8 protein-coding genes and 1 pseudogene are annotated in these 10854 nt (G+C 43.6%); 6 read left to right on the top strand and 3 right to left on the bottom strand.

The window, feature by feature from the left end; all coding sequences use genetic code 11:
- Positions 1-54 precede the first annotated feature (54 nt).
- Positions 55-981, top strand: a pseudogene (locus AB6E54_RS13090) (efflux RND transporter periplasmic adaptor subunit); the annotation flags it as partial.
- On the top strand, positions 978-4037 hold the full coding sequence (locus AB6E54_RS13085; protein WP_372106890.1) for an efflux RND transporter permease subunit: 3060 nt from the start codon (positions 978-980) through the stop codon (positions 4035-4037). The pseudogene AB6E54_RS13090 and the gene AB6E54_RS13085, both read left to right, overlap by 4 nt.
- Before the next feature lie 179 nt (positions 4038-4216).
- Here the strand turns inward: AB6E54_RS13085 and AB6E54_RS13080 are convergent, their stop codons facing one another.
- Complete coding sequence (locus tag AB6E54_RS13080) at positions 4217-4954, bottom strand: EAL domain-containing protein (RefSeq protein WP_029235240.1); 738 nt, start codon at positions 4952-4954, stop codon at positions 4217-4219.
- A 575-nt stretch (positions 4955-5529) separates the two neighbouring features.
- On the bottom strand, positions 5530-6165 hold the full coding sequence (locus AB6E54_RS13075; RefSeq protein WP_017067365.1) for a hypothetical protein: 636 nt from the start codon (positions 6163-6165) through the stop codon (positions 5530-5532).
- A gap of 252 nt (positions 6166-6417) precedes the next feature.
- Between AB6E54_RS13075 and AB6E54_RS13070 the strand changes: the two genes are divergently transcribed.
- The 3 genes from AB6E54_RS13070 to AB6E54_RS13060 all read left to right on the top strand — a co-directional run bounded on the left by AB6E54_RS13070 (position 6418) and on the right by AB6E54_RS13060 (position 7922).
- Positions 6418-6663 carry a DUF2164 domain-containing protein gene (locus AB6E54_RS13070; RefSeq protein WP_017059821.1) on the top strand — a complete coding sequence of 82 codons (246 nt, stop codon included), beginning with the start codon at positions 6418-6420 and terminating at the stop codon, positions 6661-6663.
- A 153-nt stretch (positions 6664-6816) separates the two neighbouring features.
- Positions 6817-7356: a cytochrome b gene (locus AB6E54_RS13065; protein WP_017064631.1), complete on the top strand. Its 540-nt coding sequence runs from the start codon at positions 6817-6819 to the stop codon at positions 7354-7356.
- A complete protein-coding gene (locus AB6E54_RS13060; RefSeq protein WP_372083714.1) occupies positions 7353-7922 on the top strand; it encodes a YceI family protein in 570 nt (189 codons plus the stop codon). The genes AB6E54_RS13065 and AB6E54_RS13060 overlap by 4 nt, the downstream gene beginning before the upstream one ends.
- 273 nt (positions 7923-8195) lie before the next feature.
- On the opposite strand, the gene focA is transcribed toward AB6E54_RS13060, so the two are convergent.
- Complete coding sequence (gene focA, locus AB6E54_RS13055) at positions 8196-9647, bottom strand: formate transporter FocA (RefSeq protein ID WP_050650436.1); 1452 nt, start codon at positions 9645-9647, stop codon at positions 8196-8198.
- Between the two features lie 273 nt (positions 9648-9920).
- Here focA and AB6E54_RS13050 point away from each other — a divergent pair, with 273 nt between their 5' ends.
- Positions 9921-10826 carry a LysR substrate-binding domain-containing protein gene (locus tag AB6E54_RS13050; RefSeq protein WP_102333462.1) on the top strand — a complete coding sequence of 302 codons (906 nt, stop codon included), beginning with the start codon at positions 9921-9923 and terminating at the stop codon, positions 10824-10826.
- Positions 10827-10854: the final 28 nt, after the last annotated feature.

The following is a 10854-nucleotide window of genomic DNA, read 5'->3' as shown; positions in this document are numbered from 1 at the left end:
TGGCTACCGATGTATTGTTGAACGCGAAATGTACAGCAAAGATCAACACGCCCTAATCAGTTCAGAAGTTTTAATGGACAGGTGATGCCAGCTGAATTGACTCCCTTGGCATTTAAGCTAGCAGGCGAGATTCAACAAGTATTAGTAGAAGCGGGCGACAATGTCGAAAAAGGGCAGTTATTAGCCACCTTAGATAACGCAACGTACGTACAAGATCTGACTGATGCTCAATCTCAATTCAAACTGGCAAGCAAACAGTTGGCCCGTGGAACGGAGATGTTTGGCAGCGAAATGTTATCGCAATCAGAACACGACCAACTGACGGCTAACTATAAGCTCGCATCGGCGAATTTGGCGGCGGCGAAACGCAAGCTGAGTTACACAGAACTTTTAGCGCCGTTCTCAGGAACAGTTTCAACTGTCGATAAGCAACGATTCGAAAATACGACGCCTGGAGAAACACTACTGAGTGTGTACCAGAACGACAAGGTGTATGTGCGAATTCAAGTATCAGATTCGATCTTGGCGTCAATTAGCCCAGACATGCTTTCAAATAGCTATCGTCCTGAGGCGACCTTTGGCGGTCACACAGGCCAATATCCACTGACGTATCTAGAACACACCAGTGAACTGCACCCACAATCCCGTACCTACGAATTTTGGATGCAGATGCAGCAGCCTGAAAGTGAAATTCTGCCGGGCACGAGCGTTACGGTCAATGTAGATATGGCGAAAGCGGGCCTGAGCGATGTTCAAGGCTACCAATTACCAATGACAACGCTAGAAGCGGGCTCTGAAGCGAATCAGTTCTATGTGTGGAAAATGGAAGACGGACAAGCATTCAAAAGCGAAGTAGAAGTCGACAAGATCAGTGGCCAAGGCGCACTCATCGCTCATGGTGTTGAGCAAGGTGAGCTACTCGTAAATTCGAATTTAAGAAAACTCCGTGACGGAATCCAATTGTCAGGAAAAGCAGAATGAACATCGCAGAATATTCAATAAAGAACAAAGTAATCAGCTGGCTGTTTCTAGTCATTTTGGCCATTGGCGGTGTGACGTCTTTTGGTAATCTATCCCGTTTAGAAGACCCAGCTTTTACCATTAAAGATGCAATGATTATTTCAACTTACCCTGGCGCTACGTCAATGGAAGTTGAAGAAGAGCTGACTTACCCACTAGAAAAAGAGATAAGACAGCTTCCGTACATCGACAAGATTACCTCGACATCATCGAACGGTATGTCCCAAATTATGGTCAGTATGAAGATGGACTACGGTCCAGACGAGCTGCCTCAGATCTGGGATGAAATGCGCCGTAAGATCAACGATCTACAACCAACACTGCCAAGTGGTGTAAATTCCGTTCAGATCATCGATGATTTTGGTGATGTGTTTGGTGTGATGATCATGCTGACCGGTGATGGTTACGATTACGTTGAGCTCAAACAGTACGCAGATTACCTAACGCGTGAAATCGAACTGGTCGACGGTGTCGGTAAAGTTAGCATTGCAGGTGACCAACAAGAACAACTGTTTGTTGAGATGTCACTGGAACGCTTAGCCGCATTGAACCTAGATATGTCGACGGTGACAGCATTGCTAGCACAGCAAAACAGTGTGGTATCGGCAGGCGAGGTGATGCTGAATGGTCAAAGCCTTACGATCAAGCCAAACGGCACCTTAAGCACGGTTGAAGAACTAGAAAACCTGATCATTCATGGTCGCGATACAGGTAACCTGATTCGCTTGAAAGATGTCGCTGAAGTAACTCGTGGTATTCAAGAAAAGCCGGGCAATGTATTAACGTACAACGGTAAACCAGCAATCAACTTGGGTATTGCGTTCTCTTCTGGTGTAAACGTGGTTGAGATTGGTAAAGCACTGGATGCGGAACTGGATCGCCTAGAAAGCATTAAGCCAGCGGGTGTAGAACTGAATTACTTCTACAACCAAGCGCAAGAAGTAGACAAATCTGTGGCTGACTTCTTAATCAGCCTAGTTGAAGCGGTAGCCATCGTTATAATTGTATTGTTGTTCGCAATGGGCTTACGCAGTGGTTTGATCATCGGTTTGGTTCTTCTATTGACGGTATTCGGTACCTTCATCCTGATGGATTACAACGATGTTGAACTGCACCGCATATCTCTGGGGGCACTGATCATCGCGCTGGGTATGCTGGTGGATAATGCGATTGTTGTCGTTGAAGGTATTTTGGTGGGCTTGAAGAAAGGCAAAACCAAGCTTCAAGCAGCGAAAGACATCGTCAAGCAAACACAATGGCCACTGTTAGGTGCGACCATTATCGCTATCACAGCGTTTGCACCGATTGGTTTGTCGAAGGATGCGACAGGCGAATTCATGGGTTCACTGTTTTGGGTACTGTGTTTCTCACTGTTTTTGAGTTGGGTAACTGCACTAACACTAACGCCATTCCTTGCCGAGATGTTGCTTAAAGAAGAAGACAAGGTTGATGAGAACGAAGACCCATACAAAGGCATCCTGTTTGTGGTATTCGGTGCGTGTCTGAAAGTAGCACTTCGATTTAGATGGCTTACTGTAGTTAGTATGGTCGCTCTATTAGCAGTTTCTGTCGTCGGTTTTGGTATGGTGAAGCAGCAGTTCTTCCCGCCGTCAAATACCCCAATGTTTTACGTAGACATGTGGATGCCAGAAGGCACCGATGTTCGTGAAACGATCAAGCAGACAGAAAAAGTTGAAAGCTACATTCGCCAGCAAGACGACGTGGAGTTTGTAACGACAACGGTTGGGCAGGGCATGCAACGTTTCGCACTGACTTACCAACCAGAGAAAAGCTACGAAGCGTACGCCCAGTTACAAGTAAGAACCACTGACCGCGACACTATGTTTAAGGCTCTAGCGGCGCTAGACAAAGACTTAGCGAACGAATTTGAGCAACCAACGTTCCAGTTCAAGTTGATTGAGTTTGGTCCGTCACCCGCTTCAAAAATTGAAGCGCGTATTATCGGTGCCGATCCACAAGTACTGCGTAACATTGCAGTTGAAGTCGAAGACATCTTGCTTGCCGATCTAGGCTCTCGAAATGTTCGTCATGACTGGCGTGAACGTACTAAAGAACTTGTACCACTGTTCAACGAATCTAAGGCTCGTCGCCTAGGCATTTCAAAAACTGACTTGTCTGAGACATTACAGATGGCGTTTGGCGGTTACAACATCGGCCTACTGCGTGATGGTACTCATATGTTACCTATCGTGGCGCGTTTACCGGAAGAAGAGCGTTTTGATTTCGAATCGCTAAACAATGTGAAGATTTGGAGCCCATCACTACAAACTTACATCCCAGTTGAGCAAGTGATTGATGGCGTAGAGCTTCAATGGTCTGAGCCACTGATTCAGCGTCGCGACAGAAAACGTACGCTAACAGTATTGGCTGACCACGATGTTCTTGGTTATGAAACGCCAGCGAGTCTGTTTGCTCGTGTGAAACCAAAGGTAGAAGCATTAGATTTACCAGAAGGCTACAGCATTAGCTGGGGTGGTGAGTACGAAAGCTCTAAAGATGCGCAAGAATCTCTGTTTGGCTCACTGCCAATGGGTTATTTGCTGATGTTTATCATCACGATGCTTCTGTTTAACTCGGTTCGTAAGCCGCTTGTGATTTGGTTTACGGTTCCACTCTCTATCATTGGTGTTTCAATTGGTCTGTTAGGTACCAATATGCCATTCAGCTTCACAGCGTTCCTTGGCTTATTGAGTCTAAGCGGCATGATTTTGAAGAACGGCATTGTACTGCTTGACCAGATCAACAGTGAGCTATCAACAGGTAAAGACCCATATTTAGCGGTTGTCGACAGTGCGATTAGTCGTGTACGACCGGTATCTATGGCAGCATTAACGACTATCTTGGGTATGATTCCTTTGGTATTCGATGCATTTTTCGGCTCGATGGCGATTACCATCATGGCAGGCTTAGGCTTTGCTACCGTACTAACGCTAATAGTAGTACCGGTGATGTTCGCTATTTTATATAGAATCAAACCGTCCACTGCGGGTTATTAGGGAATGATATAAAACAGATTCTTTTAAGCCAGCCCAGTCAAATTTGACTGGGTTTTTTATGCGTGTTGTCCCGTCCTGAAATGTGTTGACACGTGAGAGCGGTAAGAGGGTACGAATAGGCAAGCATTAAAAAATCCGCTACTCAATGGGCAAGCGGCTTTAAGAACAATAGGGCGATTCTAAATTGCTAGCCGTATGTCTAACTCAATCGGCTTTGGCATGGCTAAGTGGTAGCCTTGATACATATTGAAGCCTAAGCCCTGCATCGCTTCGAGTTGTTGTTGGGTTTCAATACCTTCAATCACTGTCTTTGCGCCAATTTGGTTTGCAAGATCAAGTACTAACTCCATTTCTCGAGTGTCGCCTTGTTCAAAGTCCAACATAACCGAGCGGTCTATCTTGATGATATGAGGGTTAATGTGACGAACGCGTTGTTCGGTTGATGCTTGTGTTCCAAAATCATCGACCGCTATTTGAAAGCCATTATCCGCAAGAGAAAGAGCGGCATCTTTCAAACGCTCTTCACTTTCTGCGTTCAACTCTACCAACTCCATCACTATCTGTTCGCATGAAAGGTTAAGCTCGTGAAGGCGTTTAGCTAACAAGCTATCGCTGACCTTTTCTGCAGCAAACAACTCACCAACGTTTGGAAGAACGTTCAAAAATAGATGTAAATGACGGATTGTCGATTGTGCGAAGTTACGGATATGAATCGCTCGACTCAACCTCTCTACATTGATTTTGTCTGTGCTTGAGGTTTCGTCGGAATGGAAGAAGTGATCAGGACGAACAATATCACCTTTGTTATTTGAAATGCGCACCAAAGCCTCAACACCTATTTGAGTCATAGAAGAGTCGAATATAGGTTGATAGACGCTTCTAAGCGTCAGGTCTTGGTATTTCGCAATAAACTGCATATCAGCATCTACGGATATACAGCTAATAAATTCACTTCTGTCTGATAAAATCATAGTCGCTAATAAAGGTGTTTATTTAATGACGAGAATATACGTCACGGCTGTCACAATATTGACAGGTGTTACTAAATTGTCAATTAATAAAAATTCATTTGTAACGTCAATATTTAAATTAATATAACTAACGAAAAATCAGCATGATAAATGACATTAACCATTAAATTTACTTATCATTGACTGTGTTTGATAGTTTAAGTGAATCTAACGGCTAAGTAACGTCTCACATATTAACCCCAACCAATATAAGGCTAGAACGCTGATACACCAGAGAAAAGTAGGGTTAATGGCTTAAATTATGGGGGAGTGTCAAAGTTATAAAATAGATTGACTAAGCGAGTTACACAGAAATGATATCTATCTCTCAAAATCGAGACTGTGAGTCGATCGGCTATTAATAATTAAAACAGGAAGTTCGAATAATTAATGAACAGGGAATGAGTTATCTTTTATAAAATACTGGGATGGAGGTCTAACTATTTACTTTCAAGACTGATTAAAAAAGTTGACCCGTATTCTTACTGCCATTGAAGTACTGCGTAAAGTTGCAGATATTTACGAACCAGTTGTTGATTTCCTGACCGCTTTAAAGGGTGTCCAAATTTAATGAAGCAAGGGCTGATTTTAAAATTATTATTTAAGTCAGTAGCAAATTGAGAATCACTCTCTCTTAGCGTGATACCTTGTTGACTATATTCCGTGATCTCATCTGGGAGTTCACCCATCCACCAATGCAATAATTCGCCACTGTTTTTACTTCGGCTAATCCAATGGTCGGAGACAATGATCAAAACGTCATTGGGTTGAATGGAAAATCCATACTCTTGTTGCCAATTATGGATGTCCAACATCAACTTTCTACGACATGTTTTCCCGGCGCTCACCATATGATGACTGATCATCCAAACGGTACCGATTTCGGAAGATATTCGGAAGTGTCGAGGCGTTTCTCTAGAGGAAAGCATTTCAAGTGGGCTGATGTTGCTTGCATGATTAAAGCTAACGAAGGTGTGCTCCATTCGGCGGGCAAATGCCTTACCTATATGGTGCTCACTGATCCCTTGATTGTGTACAGTAGGGTAGTGGCGTTCACAGAGCTTTAGGCAATCGTCTTGAAATTGATTAACGCTTTTAATCACTAGATCTAATAACAATGAAGTCCCTTATACACAGCTACTATCTTATTGATGGGCAATAGTACGGTAATTGCGGTTCCGTTACCTATCGTCAAAGTGCGAGTTCTTGATCTCTCTATCAAAATTAACCATTGCTGAGTGATTTTATGGATAGCACTGGCGCTCTACAGGTCTGTATTCTAAATTATGAGGAATTCTAGCTAGTTACCTCGACTATAGTCTAGTCAGCAAATCACAATTGATCTACTTACTCTTTATTTGGAAACATTCATGACCATTCAATTAGATTCGAAACAAAAGTCTGAGCTTACTCATACGCTCCAAAAGTACCTGCAGGATGAACTTGATGTGGAGCTTGGTCAGTTCGACACAGAATTCTTGGTCGATTTCATAAGTAAAAAGTTTGGGGCGGTTTACTACAACAAAGGGATAGAAGACGCTCAAAAAGTCATGGAACGTAAAATGTTAGATATCTCAGATGAGCTTTACGAGATCGAACAAATCGTTGAAATCTAACGTTTAGCCCAAACTTGTTCAAATAATTTGAATAACTCGTTTAATTTGAAATGATGTTACCAATGTAAAGCTTGGTAAATAATATGTTACACAAACTTGGTGTAGGGTACGCTTTTCGAAACTACACTACTCGTTAACATTCGGAAGAGATGCATGGACAACAACGTTAGAAATTACAACCCTTTAGCAAGAGCGATGCATTGGATTTCAGCTCTCGCGGTATTTGGCTTATTTGGTGTAGGCCTGTGGATGGTTGATCTTTCATACTACAGCGAGTGGTACAAAACAGCGCCAGACTATCACCGCTCGGTAGGCATTCTTTTGGCTGCCGTTACCGTTATCCGCTTGGTCTGGAAACTAGTTACCGCGTCACCTAAAGTGGAAGGTAAAAGCTATGAAATTGCAGCAGCGAAGATCGCTCACGGCTTCATGTACATCAACTTAGCGGTTTTGTTTATTTCAGGTTATTTGATTTCGACATCAGATGGCCGCGGGATAGAGGTATTCAATTGGTTCACTGTACCAAGTATGGGCGAACTGTTTGCAAACCAATCTGATCTCGCAGGTACGGTTCACTACTATGCTGCATGGGTACTGATCATTATGGCATCAGTGCACGCCTTAGCGGCGATAAAACACCACGTTATCGACAAAGACGATACGCTACGAAAAATGATAGGAGCTTCAAAATGAAAAAGTCAATTATCGCTACAGGATTAGCATTTGCTATGGCAATGCCTTTCGCTGCGAACGCCGCTGATTACGTGATTGATACAAAAGGTGCGCATGCTTCAGTTAACTTTAAAGTTAGCCACCTAGGTTATAGCTTTATCCAAGGCCGTTTTAACACATTCTCAGGTGATTTCTCATTTGATGAAAGCAACGTTGAAGCATCAAAAGTAAACGTAACTATTGATACAACAAGCCTTGATTCAAACCACGCAGAGCGTGACAAGCACATCCGTAGCTCTGACTTCATTGATGCAGGTAAATTCTCTGACGCTACTTTCAACAGCACAAAAGTGGTTGATAAAGGCAACGGCAAACTTGAAGTAATGGGTGACCTTAAGCTTCACGGCGTAACTAAGCCAATCGTTATCGAAGCTGAATTCATCGGTGCTGGTCAAGACCCTTGGGGCGGTGAGCGTGCTGGTTTCGTGGGTACAACTCGTCTAGAACTTGCTGACTTCAACATTCCAGTAATGGGCGCTTCAAGCTATGTAGATATGGATCTACACGTTGAAGGTGTAAAGAAGTAATCTAGCTATTGTTGATCGCTAACTAGTATCAATCTCTTATGTAACACCAAAAGTTAAATAGATACTTAGAAAGCAACAGTTAGAAATAGAGAAAGGCGCAAAGTTTTCACTTTGCGCCTTTTTTATTGAGATAAATGGCAACGCGTTTAGGTCTGTTTTGTGTCAAACCGTTTAGTACGTTAAAAGCCACCGTTTACCTCTAGCCAGTCAACGTTGCCATGACTGAGTTATCTAATTGAACTACTAATCCCTAATAGTTCAACTTAAGATTAGTTAAGCCGTTTCTAGTTCAGCTTGTGGAACCACGTTTAGTCGGTCACCGTAGATTGGACGTAGTGCTTGCATCACTTCAATGCGAGTCAACACACCTACCATTACGCCGTTTTCTAACACTGGAAGCATATGTGGTTGGCTTACTTTCATCGCTTTTGCACGCTCTTCTAGAGAAAGAGATGTCAGGCGAGTAGCGAAGCCCATGCTTGTCGTCGGGTACAGTTGCTCTTTGTCGATGCATAGGAACTCAGCAACGTCCACTAGCTTGTCGTTTGCGTCGATTGCCACAACGTCACGGCTCATTAGGTCTACAACTTTTTGGCCTTTAGTTGGGATGTAATCTTGGCACCAAAGGTCAACCATTACGTCATGAACAGAGAAGATACCCACTAGACGACCTTCAACATCGCAAACAGGAGCGCTAACAAGTTGCGCGTCTAAAAGTGTATCAATCGCGACTGATGTTGGCATTTCTACGCTCAGTGTAATTGGTTGAGTGTTCATGATTTGCTTGATAGTAGTTGCTGTGTTCATAGTAATTTCCTTAACTGACGTAATTTCTGTTGTTTGTGTAATAGCGGTAATTTTTGCTGCTTTAAGTTGTGGGCGACGGTAGATGCTCCAGTTCGCTAAGCCGACCAATACTGAACCACCTACGATGTTGCCGATTGTCACTGGTATTAAGTTTGCGGTGACAAATTGCATGACGTTTAGGTCTGCATACTGGGCTGGTGTTGCGCCGATTTGCATCCAGAAGCTTTCTGGTGCGAATGCTTGAATCGTGATGCCTAGCGGAACCATGAACATATTCGCCACACAGTGTTCAAAGCCTGAGCTTACGAACATTGCAACGGGTAACACGGTCATCATTGCTTTGGTCATTGCGTTAGCAGAGCTGAACGTTAACCAAATCGCTAAACACACCAACAAGTTACAAAGCACACCCAAAGCAAACGCTTGAACTGGGGTGTGGTGTAGCTTGTGTTGAGCAATGTTTAAAGCGTTTAAGCCCCATTGGCCGCCATCCAGTTGATACAAGCCTGCTGCGCTTACCAAAGCCAATAGGAACATGGCACCGATAAAGTTGCCGACATACACCTTGCCCCAGATAGACAGCATCTTCGTGAAGGTGATTTGCTTGTTAGCCCATGAGATGCTTGATAACACTGAGCTGGTAAATAGCTCACCACCGCAAATCACAATCAAGATCAAACCCATACTGAAGGCAAGACCGCCGGCTAAGCGACTCAGTCCCCATCCAGCATCAGCGCTGCCCGTGGTTACCGTGATGTAGAATAAAAAAGCAAGCCCGATGAATGCGCCAGCCATGATTGCCAAACTCAATGTCATGCTGCTGGTTTTATTTGCTTTACTTAATGCAAACTTCTCTGCTTCCGCCATCATTTCTGTTGGTGAGAACAGTTGATGATTTTCAGAAGTGCTGGTTGCCATATCCCCCCCTTGAACAATCCGTCATGTGTAATTCCTAGTGTTAATGACCTGGTTAATCCGTAATGGTTAATCAGTAATGTTTTGCAGGGCTCGTTGTGTCCTGCCATTCCAGATTAGGGCGTTGAGGGGTAGAGGTAAAATTGATAATTTTTAGAAACCACATCAAATTTATTGATATAGATTGGGTTACGCGTAGAATGAAATTGATTGCTCATTGGCTTTATAAAAAACGAGCATCAGGACACAAATAATTAAAAGCATTAAGGATGAATTTTGCGTTATTCATTAAAGCAACTCGCGGTATTTGATGCAGTAGCAGACTCCGGGAGCGTTAGTCAGGCAGCAGACAAATTGGCGTTGACTCAGTCAGCAACAAGTATGTCTCTTGCACAGTTGGAAAAAATGCTCGGCAGGCCTTTGTTTGAAAGGCAGGGCAAGCAAATGGCCCTGACTCATTGGGGTATGTGGTTAAGACCAAAAGCGAAGCGTTTACTGCAAGATGCGCAGCAAATTGAGATGGGTTTTTACGAGCAGCATTTGTTGAGTGGCGAACTCAAATTAGGTGCTAGCCAAACTCCAGCGGAACACCTCGTTCCGGATCTCATCAGTATTATTGATAACGACTTTCCTGAGATGCGAATCTCGCTTGGCGTGCAAAGTACCGACGCAGTCATTGATGGTGTATTAGATTATCAATATGACTTGGGTGTTATCGAAGGTCGTTGTGATGACAACCGAGTTCACCAAGAAGTGTGGTGTACCGACCATTTAACGGTGGTTGCATCGGCTCATCACCCGTTTGCGAAGCGTGAACGAGTCAGCTTGGCACAATTAGAACAAGCAAAGTGGGTATTACGCGAACATGGTTCGGGTACTCGCAAAGTTTTTGATAGCTCTATTCACCATTTAATTGGCGATCTCGATGTATGGCGAGAGTATGAACACGTTCCTGTTTTAAGAAGTTTGGTTGCAAACGGCCCATATTTAACGTGTTTACCTTATCTAGATGTCGAACAGTTTGTTGAGTCAGGTCAACTTGTGACGTTGAATGTTTCTGAGCTTGAAATGGAAAGAACCTTGTCCTTTATTTGGCGTGCTGACATGGCAGAGAACCCACTTGCTGAATGTATCAAGCGTGAAGGTAAGCGCATGATGAAAGGCAAACGGTCGGTTCTTTAGCCGCTATTCAACACCAATGCTAATAACC

It is taken from the genome of Vibrio sp. 10N.247.311.49 (genome assembly GCF_041467655.1).
Classification (GTDB): Bacteria; Pseudomonadota; Gammaproteobacteria; order Enterobacterales; family Vibrionaceae; genus Vibrio; species Vibrio crassostreae_C.
Note: the sequence above shows the minus strand (reverse complement) of the source record. Positions and strands in the feature narration are given on the sequence as shown.

What these genes read in the sequence shown, in the direction of transcription:
- AB6E54_RS13085 (WP_372106890.1), top strand. Translation starts at nt 978, where the DNA reads ATGAACATCGCAGAATATTCAATAAAGAACAAAGTAATCAGCTGGCTG.
- AB6E54_RS13080 (WP_029235240.1), bottom strand. Translation starts at nt 4,954, where the DNA reads ATGCAGTTTATTGCGAAATACCAAGACCTGACGCTTAGAAGCGTCTAT.
- AB6E54_RS13070 (WP_017059821.1), top strand. Translation starts at nt 6,418, where the DNA reads ATGACCATTCAATTAGATTCGAAACAAAAGTCTGAGCTTACTCATACG.
- AB6E54_RS13065 (WP_017064631.1), top strand. Translation starts at nt 6,817, where the DNA reads ATGGACAACAACGTTAGAAATTACAACCCTTTAGCAAGAGCGATGCAT.
- AB6E54_RS13060 (WP_372083714.1), top strand. Translation starts at nt 7,353, where the DNA reads ATGAAAAAGTCAATTATCGCTACAGGATTAGCATTTGCTATGGCAATG.
- focA (WP_050650436.1), bottom strand. Translation starts at nt 9,647, where the DNA reads ATGGCAACCAGCACTTCTGAAAATCATCAACTGTTCTCACCAACAGAA.